This is a genomic window from Cellulomonas wangleii (assembly GCF_018388445.1).
In the GTDB taxonomy this organism is placed as follows: Bacteria; Actinomycetota; Actinomycetes; order Actinomycetales; family Cellulomonadaceae; genus Cellulomonas; species Cellulomonas wangleii.
Map to the genome: position 1 here is coordinate 710,951 of NZ_CP074405.1, position 14,048 is coordinate 724,998.

A 14,048-nucleotide genomic window follows, 5' to 3' on the forward strand; every position below is an offset into this window, starting at 1 on the left:
CGTCCGGACCCCTTCGTCGCTCGTCCGGCTCAGGCCCCGTCGGCCTCGTCCAGCGCCTGGTGCAGCGCCTGCAGCGCCGCCACGGCGGACTGCGGGTCCGCCACGCGGTACCGGGCCACGGTCGGTCCCGCGCCGACCTTGACGGTGACGTCCGTCGGGTCGAGCGCCTCGAAGGCGTGCTCGTCGGTGACGTCGTCCCCGGCGTACAGCACGACCGGTGCCCCGAGCTCGTGGCGCAGGGCCTGCAGCGCCGTGCCCTTGTCGGCCGCGAGCACGGTCAGCTCGACGACGTCCTTGCCGTGCAGGGTCCCGACGCCGAGCTCGGCGCCCAGGGCGATCGCCTCCGCCTCGGCCGGCTCCGCGTCGGTCGGCTCGGCGAGCCGTGTGTGCACCACGACGGCGGTCGGCTTGGTCTCCACCCAGACGCCGTCGCGCCCGCGGGCGACCGCCGCGGCGCGCGCCCCGAGCGCGGAGAGCAGGTCGGCCTGCTCGTGGCTGAGCTCCACGACGTCGCGGTCCAGCCCGAACTGCGTGGTCCGGGCACGCTCGACGCCGTGGCTGCCCACCAGGAACGTGCCGGCGGGGACCTCCGCCAGCAGGTGCAGGTCGGCCATCGCCCGGCCGGAGACCAGCGCGAGCGCGACGTCGTCGCGGGCCGCCAGGGCGGCGAGCACCGCGACGCCCTCGGGGAGGATCCGCGACGCCCTCGGGTCGTCCTGCAGGGGCGCGAGGGTGCCGTCGAAGTCCAGCGCGACGAGCAGCGGGCGTGCGGCGGCGTCGTGCGCCACCCCCGTGAGCCGGTCGTGCAGGTCCGCCGGGACGCCGCCGCTCATGCGTCGTCCCGCACGGGGACGGCCGTCAGCGTCGCCAGGAACTGCTCGGACCACGCGGCGACGTCGTGCGTCAGCACCCGGCGTCGCAGGCGGCGCATGCGCTTGCGGGACTCGCGCGGGTCCATGTGCACGGCATAGGTGATCGCGTCCTTCATGCCGTCGATGTCGTGGGGGTTGACCAGCACCGCCCCGACCAGCTCGTCCGCGGCGCCCGTGAACTCGCTGAGCACCAGGGCCCCGCGCTCGTCGGACCGCGCGGCGACGTACTCCTTGGCGACCAGGTTCATGCCGTCGCGCAGCGCCGTGACGAGCATGACGTCCGCGGCCAGGTAGAGGGCGGCCATCTCCTCCATGGGGAAGGACTGGTGCAGGTACTGCACGGGGGCGTGGCCGACCTGCCCGTGGTCGCCGTTGATGCGGCCCACCAGCAGCTCGACGTCGTCCCGCAGCTGCTGGTACGCCCCGACGTTCTCCCGGCTCGGGCTCGCCACCTGCACCAGGGTCGTGGAGGTCGCCGACAGCCGGCCGTCCTCCAGCAGCTCGCCGTACGCCTTGATGCGGTGCCGGATGCCCTTGGTGTAGTCGAGGCGGTCGACACCCAGCAGCAGGTGCTCGGGGTCGCCCAGCTCGCTGCGGATCTCCTTCGCCCGCCGCTGCACGGCCTCGGTGCGCGCGAGCTGGTCGAACGCGTGGGAGTCGATGGAGATCGGGAAGGCGGCGGCGCGGACGTGGCGCTGGTCGGGCGTGCCCTCGTCGACCGTGATCATCTGCCCGCGCGTCGTCAGGTCCGTCAGCCGCCGCACGATCCGCACGAAGTTGGCGGCGTCGCCACCACGCTGGAAGCCGATGAGGTCCGCACCGAGCAGCCCCTCGACCACCTGCTTGCGCCACGGCAGCTGCGCGAAGATCTCCAGCGGCGGGAAGGGGATGTGGTGGAAGTACCCGATGCGCAGGTCGGGGCGCAGCGCACGCAGGTACGCGGGCACCAGCTGCAGCTGGTAGTCGTGCACCCACACCGTCGCGCCGTGCGCGGCGTTGGCCGCCGCGGCCTGCGCGAACCGCTCGTTCACGCGCCGGTAGGCGTCCCACCACTGCCGGTGGAACTGCGGGGGCGCGATGACGTCGTGGTACAGCGGCCACAGCGTGTCGTTGGCGAAGCCCTCGTAGTACCGCTCGACGTCGGTCTCGGTGAGCATCACGGGCACGAGCTCGGTGCCGTCCACCTCGAAGGGCTCGAGCTCGAGCCCCGGGGACCCGCCCCACCCGACCCAGGCTCCGCTGGTCCGGGACATGACGGGGGCGAGCGCGGTGACGAGTCCACCGGGCGACCGGGTCCAGCTCGGTGCGCCCTCCTCGTCCAGGCTCACGTCGACGGGCAGGCGGTTCGCGACGACGACCAGCTCCTGGCCGTCGCGCGGTGCGTCGATGGGCACCAGATCAACTCCTTGCAGGGTCTCGCAGCCCGACCCTAGTCGTCCCACGGGTGACACGCTCGGGGTGGGGCCCACCGTCGCGCCTGATGACCGGCTAGGTTCGGCGTCATGGAGCGGATCGGTCTGACGCCGGGGTCGGAGGTCGGCGGGTACACGATCGTCGCGCCGCTGGGCTCCGGCGGCATGGGGACGGTGTACCGGGCGGTCGACGGCGGCGGCACCCGCGTCGCGCTGAAGATGCTGCACCCGCACGTGGGGTCCGACGCGGTCGTGCGGGCGCGGCTCATGCGGGAGGTCGCCGCGCTGCAGCGGTTGCGGCACCCCGCCGTCGCGGCCGTGCTGGACGCCGAGGCGGACTCGACCGAGGCCTTCCTCGTCACCGAGCTGGTGGCGGGCGACACGCTGACCGAGCACGTGCGCGAGCACGGGCCGCTGGGGCCGCAGGACCTGCTGACCCTGGCCGAGGGGCTGCGCTCGGCGCTCGCGGCGGTGCACGCGGCGGGCGTGGTGCACCGCGACCTCAAGCCGTCCAACGTGCTGGTGACCGACGGCGGTCCCGTGCTCATCGACTTCGGCCTGGCGCAGGGAGTGGACGACGACGCCGACCTCACCTCCGCGGGATTCGTGCTGGGGACGCCGGGGTACCTGGCCCCCGAGCTGCTCGACGGTGGCGAGGCCGGTCCGGCGACGGACCTGTGGGGCTGGGCCGCGCTGCTCGCGTTCGCCGCGACCGGTCGTGACCCGTTCGGCTCACGGCCCGTCGAGGCGGTGCTGGCTCGCGCGCGGTCCGGCGAGGTCGACCTCGAGGGCGTCGGGCCGCTGACGGCGGCCGCCGTCGCGGGCGCGCTGCGCCCGGACCCGGCCGACCGCACGGCTCCCGAGGACGTGGTGGCCGCGCTCCGGACCGTCGTCGCCGAGGGCGACCTGCCGGCCGGCGCGGCCGCCGCGGTGGTGCCCGCCGGCGGGCGCGGGGCGTTCGGCGGTGCCGCGGTGGTGGCCGCGGTCGCCGGCGCGACGGCCGCCGGCGCGACGGCCGCCGGCGCGACGGCCGCGGGCGTGACGGCCGCGGGTGCGGGGTCGGGTATGGACGTGGACGGCGCGGACGCCGCCGACGAGGACCTCGACGAGCCCGACGGCACCGACGAGGACGGCACCGACGAGGGCGGCGCTGACGCGGGCGGCGCTGACGCGGGCGGCGCTGACGCGGACGTCGTCGACGCGCAGGGCGCCGACCCTCACGACGATCTCGACGCCGCGGACCTCGACGACGCGGATCTCGACGCCGAGGGCCTCGAGGTCGACGATCCCGACGTCGACGACCCCGCTGCCGCCTACCCCGACGCCGGCGACGTCGATCCCGACGAGGGCGCTCTCGATCCCGAGGAGGACGCCGCCGACGAGCCGGACGCCGACGAGCTGGACGACGACGAGCTGGACGACGACGAGCTGGACGACGACGAGCCGGACGACGACGAGCCGGACGACGACGTCGCCGGCGCCGAGGACCGGTGGGAGGAGGACGACCTCGCCACGGAGCTCGTCGCGCAGCGGCTGTCGCCGCAGGACACGCTGCGCACGGTGGCCGTCGCCACCGCGGGCGGGGCCGCCGCCGCGACCGCCTCGGCGGCACCGGCCACGACGCCGTCGGTCGCGCCCGCCGAGGCGCCGGTACGCGACGGCCACACCGTGGCCGTGCCGGTGCGGCGTCCCGCCCCGGTGCCGCCCCCGACGGTGGACGACGAGCCCGACGGTCCCACCGACGACGGTCACGACGACGTCGACGACGACGACGAGGACCCGGAGGGTGTCGGGTGGCTCGAGGACGACCTCGAGCGCTCGGAGGGGCCGGAGGGTGAGGGGTCCGGGTACGTGCGCCCGCCCGCGCGCCGCCGCTGGGGGTCGCTGCTGGCACTCGCCCTGGTGGTCGCGCTCGCGGGTGCCCGCGCCCCGCTGCTCACCCTGGCCGTCGTGCTCGTCCTGGTGGTGGTGGTCCGGACGGTGGGGACGGCCGTCGAGGCGATGCACACCCGGCGCGAGCGGCGCGGCGTGCGGCGGTCCGACGTGCCGGTCACCCTCGTGGGGACGCCCTGGTACCTGCTGCGGGCGGTGCTGGGCGTGCTGCCCGCGGTCCTCGTCGGCGGGTCCGTCGTCGTCATCGTCGGTGGCGTCGGATGGTGGCTGCTGGGGTCGGGGCGCTGGGCGATCGGCGGCTCACCGCCCGGCGAGGTGCCGCAGGGGCACACGGCGATGCTGGTCGTCGGTGCGCTGGTGGTGCTCGCGGTCGTCCTGCTGTGGTGGGGGCCGCTGTCGCGCATGACGCGCACCGGGGCGCGGCGGACCCTGGCCGCGGTGGCGCCCGGCCCCGTCGGTGCGCTGGTCGTCGTCGTGCTGGCGCTGGTCGCGGCGCTGCTGCTGGCCGACGGTGTGCTCGACGTCCGGCCGATCAGCTGGTGGCCCGTCGACCCCCCGCGTCTGCCGGCCGCCTGAGCCCGGGACCTTTCGCGGGGGTCCGCGCCCGGCGGCTGCCTCTACCCTGGGTCGCGTGCACGTGACCTCGGACCTGCGGACGGCCGCCGGCCTGCACGCGCGCGCCCCCGTGACGGGTGCGCTCGGTGCGGCGGTGGCGGTCGCGTCGATCGTGCTCGGGGCCCAGGGTCGCGTGCTGCTGCACCAGTGCGTCACGGCCGACGGGCCCCTGGCGTCGCTCGGCGTCAGGCTCGCCGTGCTGCGCTCGGCGGCGGAGTGCCCCGACGGCACCCTCGGGCTCGGTCCCGCGTCGCACGGCGCGGTCCTGCTGCTCAGCGTCGCGGCGCCCGTCGTGGCGGCGCACCTGCTGCTGACGGCCGCCGGGCTCGGCCTCGGCGTCGTCGCGCGGCGCGGCCTGCGCGCCGCAGCCCGGGTGGCCGCCCGCCTGCTGCCGGTGCCCGCGACGACCGGCCTCCCCGCGGTCCCCACGCGCGCCTCGGCGGTGCCCACGGGCCCGCCCGCGCGGGTCCGGCGCGACCGCCGCCACGACCCCGCGCGTCCCCGGCGCGGGCCGCCGGCGCACTGACGCGCCCTCGCCCGCACCCCTCCGCCGGGACCTCCCGGCCCCCGAACCCAGGAGCACCCATGCCCAGCAACGACCCCCGTCCCACCAAGTCGCAGCGCCGCGAGGACGCCCGCGCCAAGGCGCTCGCCATGCGCCAGGAGCAGGAGCGCAAGGCCAAGCGCACCCGGATGATCGCGATCACGGGCCTGATCGCCGCCGTGGTCGTCCTCGGCGCCGTCATCTTCATGATCGTCCGCCAGGGCCAGGCGAACGCCGAGGCCTACGCGGACGTCGTGTACGCCGCCGGCACCAAGGACACCGTGGTCCCGGCTCCGGAGGACGTCGAGGCCCCGGAGGCCGCCGACGCGGCCGGAGGCATCCCGATCAGCGCCGCCGGCGTCGGGGAGGCGGGCGAGGACGACGTCGTCGTCGAGGTGTACTTCGACTTCATGTGCCCGTGGTGCGGGAAGTTCGACCGCGCCAACTCGGCCGAGCTCGACGCGCTGGCCGCCGGTGAGGGCGTCACGGTCGTCTACAAGAACATCGCGTTCCTCGACGGGCAGTCCCAGGGCACGTTCTTCTCGACGCGCGCCGCCAACGCCGCCGCCGTCGTCGCCGCGGAGGACCCGGAGCACTACAGCGACTTCGTGACCGCCGTGTTCGAGGAGGAGCCCCAGGAGGGCACCGTCGGCATCAAGGACAGCCGCCTCGCGGAGATCGCGGTCGAGGTGGGTGTGCCGCAGGAGGTCGCCGACATGTTCACCGAGACCGTCGACGGCACCTACGAGGTCGCGACGTCCGACGACGCGACCGAGGAGCGCGAGGGCACGTGGCGCCGGTACGCGCCGTTCGTCGCCTCGGCCACGCAGCAGGCCGCCACGGACCTCGACGGGCTCAGCACCCCGACCGTCCTCATCGACGGCCAGAAGTGGGAGGGCGACCTGTACACGCCCGGCCCGCTCACGCAGGCCGTGCTCGAGGCCGTCGCCGCCAAGGGCTGACCGCACGCCACCGGCGCTCGTCCTGCGGGGCGGGCGCCGGTCGCGTCCCGGCCGGTACCCTGGCCGCCTCGCCTCCTTAGCTCAGCTGGCCAGAGCAGCTGTCTTGTAAACAGCAGGTCGTCGGTTCGAATCCGACAGGGGGCTCCACCAGTGCCCGGGGCTCACGCCCCGAGCGCCTCGCGCAGGCGTGCGACGTCGTCGGCCTGCGTCTGCGCAGGCGTCTCCACGACGGCGTCGCAGCCGGCCTCCCGCACGACGTGCGCGATGAGGTCGGGCGGGATCGTGCCGTCGGCGAAGCCCGCGTGCCGGTCCCGGCTCGACCCCTGCGGGTCCCGCGACGAGTTGGCGTGGACGAGGTCGATGCGGCCCGTGATCGCCGTGAGGCGCTCGACGATCGTCTCGAGGTCCTCGCCCGCCGCCCAGGCGTGGCAGGTGTCCAGGCACACGCCGACGTCGTAGCCGCCGATCGCGTCCCACAGCATCGACCAGCGGTCCAGGGTGCGGGCGCACGCGTTCTCCCCGCCCGCGGTGTTCTCCACCAGCACGCGCACCGGGAACGTGGCGCGCTCGAACGTCTTGCGCCAGTTGTCGATGCCCGTGGCGACGTCGTCGCCGTCGCCGACGTGCCCGCCGTGCACCACCAGGCCCCGCGCGCCCAGGTCCGCGGCGGCCGCGGCGTGCTGGGCGACCATGGTGCGGCTCGGGATGCGGATCCGGTTGTTGGTGGACGCGACGTTCACGAGGTACGGCGCGTGGGCGTAGATCCCCAGCCCGGAGGCGATCAGGTCGTCGGCGTCCGGCCGGCGGACCGGCTTCTTCCAGCCCTGGGGGTCGGCGAGGAAGAGCTGGACCGCCTGCGCGCCGACGCGCTCGGCCTCGACCAGCGGCTCCGTACCGCGCACGTGCGCCCCGATCAGCACCACGAGAGCCTCCTTCGTGCCGCGCACCGGTCGTGCACGGCGGTCACAGGGACGGACCGGTCTCCTCCAGCAGCCGCAGCGCCGCGCTCACCCGCGGGTTCAGCGCGGGCGCGGCGTCGATGCCGAGCGTCGAGTACACCGCGTACACGTGGTTCTGCACCGACTTCTCGGTGATCTTCAGCCGGTCCGCGATGCCCGCGTTCGACAGCCCCTGCGCCAGCAGGCGCAGCACCTCGTACTGCCGGTGCGTCAGCCGTGCGACCGTCGACCCGGCGCGGGGGGACACGCGTTCCAGCAGCGCGGGGTCGAGCACCGTCTCCCCGGCCGCGGCCGCCCGGACGGCGTGCAGCAGCGCGGACTCGCTGGTGGTGCTCGTCTTCGACAGGTAGCACCAGCCGTGCGCCACGTCCCGCGGCAGGTCCAGCAGCAGCTCCATCGCGTCGTGCGCGGAGAGCAGGAGCACTCCCAGGTCGGGCTGCGCGCGGCGCAGCACGACGCCCAGGGCGATGCCGTTGCCGTCCGGCAGGTCGATGTCGAGCACCACGACGTCGGCGGCGCCGGGCGTCAGCACGCGGCGGGCCTCGGTCACGGTGCCGACGGCGGCCACCACCTCGAGGTCGCCGGCGTCCGTGAGCGTGCGCTCGAGCATCGTGCGGAACAGCGGCTGGTCCTCGACGAGGGCGACGCGCAGGCGGCGTTGGGAGGTCGGCATCATCGTGACCAGTATGGTCACGGCGGGGGTCGTCGTGGCGGCGACGCGCGCCGCGGTCCGTCCGCGGCGCCCGGAGGGGGCGGGTGGCGGTGGTCCGGGACGTGGCTGCGGGTGTGCGCGAGCAGGACGAGGCCGCCGACCGGAGCGCCCTCCTGCGCGGCGCCGGCGTCATCGCCCTCGGCTACGCCGTCGGGGCGTCCGTCCAGAGCGCCTGGATCTACTCGGAGCTCGTGCCGGACTGGGCGGACGTGCAGCTGTGGCGCCGTCTGGCCGCCAACGGCGTCGCCGTGGTCGGGCTCGTCGGGGCGCTCGCCGTCCTGGGGGTGCACCGGGTCCGGGGGCTGCCGACGATCGCGGCACGCCTGGTGATCGCGGCGGCCACCATGGCGTGGCTGCGCACGGTGCTGCAGGTGCTGCTCGGCGTGCACCCGTCCGACGGCGTGCGGTCCCTGAGCGCCGAGCTGGTCACGGGTGCCGTCATCGCGGTGATCGCCGGGTCCGCCGGCGTGTGGGTGATGGTGGCGGGCCGCCGGGCCCGGGCATCGGCGCGGGCCGCCGAGCGGGAGGCGATGAGCGTGGAGCTCGCGGTGCGTGCGCTGGAGACCGAGGAGATCCGGGTCCGTCGCCAGGTCGCCGAAGGGCTGCACGGCACGGTGCAGCAGCGGCTGCTGCTCGTCGACGCCCGGTTGGCGGCCGCCCAGGACGCCGCCGCGCAGAGCGCGCCGTCGGTCGCGGACGAGATCGCGTGGGCGCGGGCCGAGCTGGCCGAGTCCCGGGAGCGCGACGTGCGGCGCGTCAGCCGTCTGCTGTACCCGGAGCGGCTGGAGATGGGGGTCGCGCCGGCGGTGCGCGCGCTGCTCAGCCGCCTGCCGGCGACCATCGCGACCCGCCTGGAGGTCGGGGTCGGGCTGCGGGAGGTCGACGACCCCTCGCTCGTCGGGCTCACGGTCGCGGAGCGGCTGCTCGCGGTGCGGGTGGTGGAGGAGGCCGTGACCAACGCGCTGAAGAACGGTCCGCCGTCCGCGGTGGAGGTGCAGCTCGACGTCGTGGACCACGAGCTGCTCGTGCGGGTGGAGAACGACGGCGCCCCGTTCGAGCCGCCCGCGGTGTGCGACCCGGTCTCCGGGACGTCGCGCCTGGACCAGCGGCTGCGGCTGGCGGGCGGGCGGCTGGCGGTGTCGCGCCGCGAACCGACGGGGGCGGTGGTCGAGGCCACCCTGCCGCTGGGCCTCCTGCCCCCCGACGGCGGCTGAGGCCGGCCGCACCGGAGCCCCTCGGGACTCACTCCACGGGGGCCAGGTCGGGCCTCTTGGGCACCCGCAGGTTGCCCGACGACGTGCGGCGCAACCGTCGCGTCGCCCACGGGTACGCGTACTCGCGCAGCCAGCGGGCGTCGGCACGGGCCTGCACCATGCGCGGGACGGGGGGCAGCGGCGCGAGCGGGTCGTCCCAGTCCTCACGGTCGGGCGGCAGCCCGAGCGCGACCAGAGCCGCCTGCGACACGCGGGCGTGCCCGTCGGTGGTGAGGTGGATCCGGTCCTCGGACCACAGGCGCCAGTCCAGCAGGCTGCGCATCCCCCAGGGGTCGACGACGTACGCGCCCTGGCGCCGCGCGATGGACCAGACGTGCGCGTTGAACACGCCGGCCCGCATCCGGGTGGCGCGGACCAGAGGGCTCTCGCGGGCGTCGAACCCCGTGCTCAGCAGCACGTCGACGCCCCGGGCGCGCACGGCCGCGACGGTGCGCTCCAGGTCCGCGGCCACCCCGTCCACGTCCACGGCCGGGCGCAGGATGTCGTTGCCGCCCCCGACGATGCTCACCAGGTCCGGCTCCATCGCGAGGGCCGCGGGCACCTGCTCGGTGAGGATCGGGCGCATGAGGCGGCCGCGGACGGCCAGGTTCGCGTACTCGAGCGGCGCGAGCCCGGCGGCGGTGCGGCGCCGCGACAGGTGCGAGGCCAGCAGGTCGGCCCAGCCGCGCAGCGGTGCGTCGGGGCCCGCGGGGGCGTCCCACAGACCCTCGGTGAAGGAGTCGCCGCAGGCGACGTAGCGCGTCCAGCGCGGTGCGCCTGCGGGCGGGGCCGCGGGGTCGGGCGTCGGGGTGGGACGGGACGCGTCGGGCGAGGACGTCATCCCCCCATCATGCGACGTACCGGGCGTCGCGGTGGGCGGATCCGGCACGGGCGGTGCGGCGGGCCCGGGTCGGCCGCCGACGGCAGCGGTCGGGGCGCCGCTCACGGCAGTCGCCAGTCCACGGGGTCCGCCCCCTGCTCGCGCAGCAGCGCGTCGACCGCGGAGAACGGGCGTGACCCGAAGAACCCGCGGGACGCCGACAGCGGGCTCGGGTGGGGGCCGGCGACGACCGGGACGTCACCGAGCGCCGGCCGCAGCTGCTGCGCGTCACGGCCCCACAGCACCGCCACCAGCGGGCCGCCCCGCTCGACCAGCGCCGCCACCGCGCGGTCGGTGACCTGCTCCCAGCCCTTGCCGCGGTGCGACGCGGGGGCACCCGGCCGCACGGTGAGGACGCGGTTGAGGAGCATGACGCCGCGGTCCGCCCAGGGGGACAGGTCGCCGCTGGTGGGCTGCGGCACGCCGACGTCCGCCACGAGCTCGCGGAAGACGTTCTGCAACGAGCGCGGCAGCGGGCGGACGTCCGGCTGCACCGAGAACGACAGGCCCATCGGGTGCCCGGGGGTGGGGTAGGGGTCCTGCCCGACGACCAGCACGCGCACGTCGGCCAGCGGGCGGCGGAACGCGCGCAGCACGTCGTCCCCCGCGGGCAGGTAGCCGCGCCCGGCGGCGACCTCCGCGCGCAGGAACCGTCCGGCGGCGCGCAGCGCGGGCTCGACCGGGGCCAGGGCGCGCGCCCAGTCGGGCGCGACGAGGTCGTCCAGAGGTGCCTCCACGGGGTGGCACGCTACCCGCGCGGTCGAATGACACCCGTGTGGTTCGCCGCGTACGATGCCGGGCGGAGCACCGACGGCACTGCGCGACGAGGAGGAGCCATGGACGGCACGGCCACCCACGCGGTCGCGGACGACCTGCGCGCCGACGAGCGCGGCACGGACGGGCTCAGCGAGCGGGACCGGCAGGTCCTGGCGTTCGAGCGGCAGTGGTGGAAGTACGCCGGCGCCAAGGAGCAGGCGGTCCGCGAGCTCTTCGACATGTCGGCCACCCGGTACTACCAGCTGCTCAACGCGCTGATCGACGACCCCGCCGCCCTCGCGCACGACCCGATGCTCGTCAAGCGGCTGCGTCGCATGCGCTCGTCCCGCCAGCGGGCACGCACCGCCCGCCGCCTGGGCACCGAGGCCTGAGTCGCCCGGCGTGCCCGGAACGTCCCGGTACCGCGCGGCCTCCGGCGCCCTCGGCGGCGGGGCGCGTCCGGTGGCCCCTGACGAGCCGTTAGCCTTGCGGCCGTGAGCAAGGCGGACTACCCCTACCCCGAGGACGAGTTCGACGCGATCTCGCCCGACGCGCCGACCGGCGTCCACCGTGCGCCCCGGTCCGCGTGGAGCCGGTGGTGGCCCTTCCTCGTGGTGCTGCTGGTCGTGCCGGTGCTGGCGTACGGCGCGGTCGAGTACCTCTCCCGCACCGGTGACCTGCCGCAGTCCGGCGGCGGCACCTCGCAGGAGCAGCCGGAGGTCCCCGCCGAGGAGGACGCGACCGGGGGTGAGGGCGACGGTACCGAGGCGCCCGAGGGTGAGGCCGAGGCCCCCGTGCCGGAGGCGACCACGCCCGCTCCCGAGCCCGTGCTGACGACGCCCGTGGCGGTGCTCAACGGTGCGCGTGTGTCCGGCCTGGCGGGCCGGGTGGCGGACGAGCTCACCGCGGCAGGCTTCACCGACGTGACGCCCGACAACGCGACCACCGCCCTGCCTGCCGAGTCCACCGTCTACGTCGCGTCGGAGGACCTGCGCCCGACGGCCGATCTCGTCGCGGCCACCACCGGCGTCCCGACCGTCGAGGTCGCGCCCGACCGGGCCGACGGTGGCATCGTCGTCCTGCTCGTCACCGACCCGGACGCCTGAGCCACCGGGTCCTCGCCGACCCGTCCGAGCCGTTCGGGGGTCGGTCGGCCCGCTGCGTGTCCCACCTGCACAGACCCTTTCGAGCGCCCGCCCGCGCGGCTAGGCTCCCTCGCAACCGGGCGCCAGCGGAGCGTCCCGGTCACCAGGACGTCGAGGAGCGCGGCATGGCCCAGGGCACGGTCAAGTGGTTCAACGCGGAGAAGGGGTTCGGGTTCATCACCCCGGAGGGCGGTGGCCAGGACCTCTTCGTCCACTACAGCGCGATCCAGGTCGACGGGTACCGGACGCTCGAGGAGGGTCAGGCCGTCGACTTCGAGGTCGGTCAGGGCACCAAGGGCCCGCAGGCCGAGCAGGTGCGCCCGGCCTGACCCGCGGCGGGTGCCGCCGACCCGTGCGGTCGGCGCCGCCGGCGTGACCTGACGTCGTCACGTGACGACGTCAGGTCACGCGACGACGTCGGGTCACGCGACGACGTCGGGTCGCTCGCCGACGTCAGGTCAGGCCGCGCGACCCGCGTTCGGGGGTCGCGCGCTCCAGCGCGTCGATCGCCAGCAGGACGCACGCGGCGCTCCACCCCAGCGGCGCGACCGCGGCCGGGCTGCCGTCGGCGAGCACCTTCTCCGGGATGGCGCCCGACGAGGTGCGGTGGCGGTCCACGACGTCGAGCCACCGCAGGGCCCCCGCGACGTCGCCCTGCTCGGCCGCCACCCACGCGTACAGCGTGGTCTGCGGCGTCCAGGACACCCCGTCGCGCCGCCAGCCCCCGCCCGGTGCGAGGCCGCGCGCGGGGCGCAGCATCGACGTGACCGAGGCACGCCAGGCCGCCGCGGCGTCGTGCGGGGCGGTCGACCAGAAGGGCGTGAGGACGAAAGCGCTCGCGGCGTCGGGCACGCCCCGCGTGGCGTAGCGGCCGTACCCGGTCGCCCCGAACGCGTCGACCACCGCCCGCCGCGCGCCCTCGGCCGCCGCGGCGGCCTCGGCGGCCGGACCCGGGCGGCCGGCGGCCTCGAGGACCACCGCCGCCTGCTCGAGGCCCGCGACCAGGGGTGCGGCGGTCCCGAGCGTGACCTCGACCTCGGGGACCTCCCAGTAGTCCGGTGACGCCGGCGGCAGCCCGTCGGCCACGAGGGCGAGCGCGCGCCCGGCCGAGCGCTCCACCAGCGGGGCGAGCCGCTCGGCCGTGGCGGTGCGCCGGTCGGCCGGCGCCTCGGCCAGCACGAGCCCGGCCGCCCACATCGCCCAGCCGGTGCCGTCGGTCTGCAGGCCGCGGTCGTCGGGCGGGCCCGACCCGTCGGGCAGGTAGCGCGCCTCGAACGACCCGTCCGCCTCCTGCACGCGCGCCAGGAAGTCGAGGACGGCCAGTGCGTCCTCGAGGTGCCCGGTGCGGGCCAGGGCCACCGCCACGAACGACGAGTCGCGCGGCCACACGTACCGCCACTTCTCCGACCAGCCGGCCACGACGACGCCCTCGGCCACGGTCAGCGAGTGCAGGTCCAGCAGCGCCGCGCGGGCCAGCTCCTCGTACGGGCCCCCCGCACCGGGGACCTCGCCCGCCGCCACCCAGGTGCGCTGGGCGCCCGCCGCCTGCGTGGCCGCGCGCGGGCCCAGGGCTGCGGCGGTGGTGGGCGTCGCGCCGAGGGCACCCGCCAGGACGGCGGCCGCCGGGTCCGGCACGCGGGTGCCGGGCAGGAAGACGGCGAGGGCGTCGGCGGGGACCTCCGCCCGGGCGCCGTCCGGCAGCACCGAGACGGCCTGCTGGTAGAGCGCGATCCGGGCGTGGTCCGTGGCGGTCACGTCGACCGCGGTGCCGCCCACCCCGGCGCCGACCCCACCCACGGCACCCGATCCGGTGGTGTCCAGGCCGGTCGCGTCCACCGGCGGTCGCGCGGCTGACGGCGCGCCGGTACCCGCGGCGGCGAGCAGCGCGCCGACCAGCACGAGCACCGCGCAGGCGCGCAGGCGCCGGGCGCGGCTCACGACGGCGGCGTCGGGCACGACTGAACACTAGGGCTTCGCCCCGGGCGGATGTCCAGGTCCCACCAGCTGCTTGCACTCGGAGGGGGCGAGTGCTAACCATGGAGTTA

General features: G+C 76.3%; 14 protein-coding genes and 1 tRNA gene. 8 read left to right on the forward strand and 7 right to left on the reverse strand.

Going from position 1 to position 14,048, the window contains the following annotated elements; translation table 11 throughout:
* Nucleotides 1-29 precede the first annotated feature (29 nt).
* A complete protein-coding gene (gene otsB, locus KG103_RS03470; protein WP_207340471.1) occupies nucleotides 30-833 on the reverse strand; it encodes a trehalose-phosphatase in 804 nt (267 codons plus the stop codon).
* Entirely contained in the window at nucleotides 830-2,266 is a 1,437-nt protein-coding gene (locus KG103_RS03475) for an alpha,alpha-trehalose-phosphate synthase (UDP-forming) (protein ID WP_207340472.1), read from the reverse strand. Before KG103_RS03475 ends, otsB begins: the two co-directional genes overlap by 4 nt.
* A gap of 108 nt (nucleotides 2,267-2,374) precedes the next feature.
* Between KG103_RS03475 and KG103_RS18765 the strand changes: the two genes are divergently transcribed.
* From KG103_RS18765 to KG103_RS03495, 4 genes are all read left to right on the forward strand, one after another.
* On the forward strand, nucleotides 2,375-4,753 hold the full coding sequence (locus KG103_RS18765) for a serine/threonine-protein kinase (protein WP_243656359.1): 2,379 nt from the start codon (nucleotides 2,375-2,377) through the stop codon (nucleotides 4,751-4,753).
* A gap of 55 nt (nucleotides 4,754-4,808) precedes the next feature.
* Nucleotides 4,809-5,318 carry a hypothetical protein gene (locus KG103_RS03485; RefSeq protein ID WP_207340473.1) on the forward strand — a complete coding sequence of 170 codons (510 nt, stop codon included), beginning with the start codon at nucleotides 4,809-4,811 and terminating at the stop codon, nucleotides 5,316-5,318.
* Between the two features lie 59 nt (nucleotides 5,319-5,377).
* Entirely contained in the window at nucleotides 5,378-6,298 is a 921-nt protein-coding gene (locus tag KG103_RS03490) for a DsbA family protein (protein WP_207340474.1), read from the forward strand.
* Nucleotides 6,299-6,368: 70 nt separating this feature from the next.
* Nucleotides 6,369-6,445 (forward strand) — tRNA-Thr (locus KG103_RS03495).
* Between the two features lie 14 nt (nucleotides 6,446-6,459).
* Here KG103_RS03495 and KG103_RS03500 read toward each other — a convergent pair.
* Together KG103_RS03500 and KG103_RS03505 are read right to left on the reverse strand one after the other, a co-directional pair.
* The gene (locus KG103_RS03500) at nucleotides 6,460-7,221 is read right to left on the reverse strand and encodes a deoxyribonuclease IV (RefSeq protein ID WP_207340475.1); all 762 of its coding nucleotides are present in this window, start codon (nucleotides 7,219-7,221) and stop codon (nucleotides 6,460-6,462) included.
* Between the two features lie 40 nt (nucleotides 7,222-7,261).
* Entirely contained in the window at nucleotides 7,262-7,933 is a 672-nt protein-coding gene (locus tag KG103_RS03505; RefSeq protein ID WP_207340476.1) for a response regulator, read from the reverse strand.
* Nucleotides 7,934-8,031: 98 nt separating this feature from the next.
* On the opposite strand from KG103_RS03505, the gene KG103_RS03510 reads away from it, so the two are divergent.
* Nucleotides 8,032-9,183: a sensor histidine kinase gene (locus tag KG103_RS03510; protein WP_207340477.1), complete on the forward strand. Its 1,152-nt coding sequence runs from the start codon at nucleotides 8,032-8,034 to the stop codon at nucleotides 9,181-9,183.
* Between the two features lie 28 nt (nucleotides 9,184-9,211).
* Here the strand turns inward: KG103_RS03510 and KG103_RS03515 are convergent, their stop codons facing one another.
* Complete coding sequence (locus KG103_RS03515) at nucleotides 9,212-10,063, reverse strand: SGNH/GDSL hydrolase family protein (protein WP_207340478.1); 852 nt, start codon at nucleotides 10,061-10,063, stop codon at nucleotides 9,212-9,214.
* A 101-nt stretch (nucleotides 10,064-10,164) separates the two neighbouring features.
* A complete protein-coding gene (locus KG103_RS03520) occupies nucleotides 10,165-10,839 on the reverse strand; it encodes a uracil-DNA glycosylase (RefSeq protein ID WP_207340479.1) in 675 nt (224 codons plus the stop codon).
* A 99-nt stretch (nucleotides 10,840-10,938) separates the two neighbouring features.
* On the opposite strand from KG103_RS03520, the gene KG103_RS03525 reads away from it, so the two are divergent.
* The 3 genes from KG103_RS03525 to KG103_RS03535 all read left to right on the forward strand — a co-directional run bounded on the left by KG103_RS03525 (nucleotide 10,939) and on the right by KG103_RS03535 (nucleotide 12,332).
* Nucleotides 10,939-11,250: a DUF3263 domain-containing protein gene (locus tag KG103_RS03525; protein ID WP_207340480.1), complete on the forward strand. Its 312-nt coding sequence runs from the start codon at nucleotides 10,939-10,941 to the stop codon at nucleotides 11,248-11,250.
* 102 nt (nucleotides 11,251-11,352) lie between these two features.
* Nucleotides 11,353-11,964, forward strand: coding sequence for a LytR C-terminal domain-containing protein (locus KG103_RS03530; RefSeq protein WP_207340481.1), 612 nt, complete (start codon nucleotides 11,353-11,355; stop codon nucleotides 11,962-11,964).
* A 164-nt stretch (nucleotides 11,965-12,128) separates the two neighbouring features.
* A complete protein-coding gene (locus KG103_RS03535) occupies nucleotides 12,129-12,332 on the forward strand; it encodes a cold-shock protein (protein WP_207340482.1) in 204 nt (67 codons plus the stop codon).
* Between the two features lie 124 nt (nucleotides 12,333-12,456).
* Here KG103_RS03535 and KG103_RS03540 read toward each other — a convergent pair whose 3' ends face one another.
* A complete protein-coding gene (locus tag KG103_RS03540; protein ID WP_207371309.1) occupies nucleotides 12,457-13,959 on the reverse strand; it encodes a glycoside hydrolase family 15 protein in 1,503 nt (500 codons plus the stop codon).
* Between the last annotated feature and the right edge of the window lie 89 nt (nucleotides 13,960-14,048).

Bases quoted from the DNA above. Each gene is read 5' to 3' on its own strand.
- KG103_RS03535 (WP_207340482.1), top strand. From the start codon at position 12,129: ATGGCCCAGGGCACGGTCAAGTGGTTCAACGCGGAGAAGGGGTTCGGG.
- KG103_RS18765 (WP_243656359.1), top strand. From the start codon at position 2,375: ATGGAGCGGATCGGTCTGACGCCGGGGTCGGAGGTCGGCGGGTACACG.
- KG103_RS03525 (WP_207340480.1), top strand. From the start codon at position 10,939: ATGGACGGCACGGCCACCCACGCGGTCGCGGACGACCTGCGCGCCGAC.
- KG103_RS03515 (WP_207340478.1), bottom strand. From the start codon at position 10,063: ATGACGTCCTCGCCCGACGCGTCCCGTCCCACCCCGACGCCCGACCCC.
- KG103_RS03490 (WP_207340474.1), top strand. From the start codon at position 5,378: ATGCCCAGCAACGACCCCCGTCCCACCAAGTCGCAGCGCCGCGAGGAC.
- otsB (WP_207340471.1), bottom strand. From the start codon at position 833: ATGAGCGGCGGCGTCCCGGCGGACCTGCACGACCGGCTCACGGGGGTG.
- KG103_RS03505 (WP_207340476.1), bottom strand. From the start codon at position 7,933: ATGATGCCGACCTCCCAACGCCGCCTGCGCGTCGCCCTCGTCGAGGAC.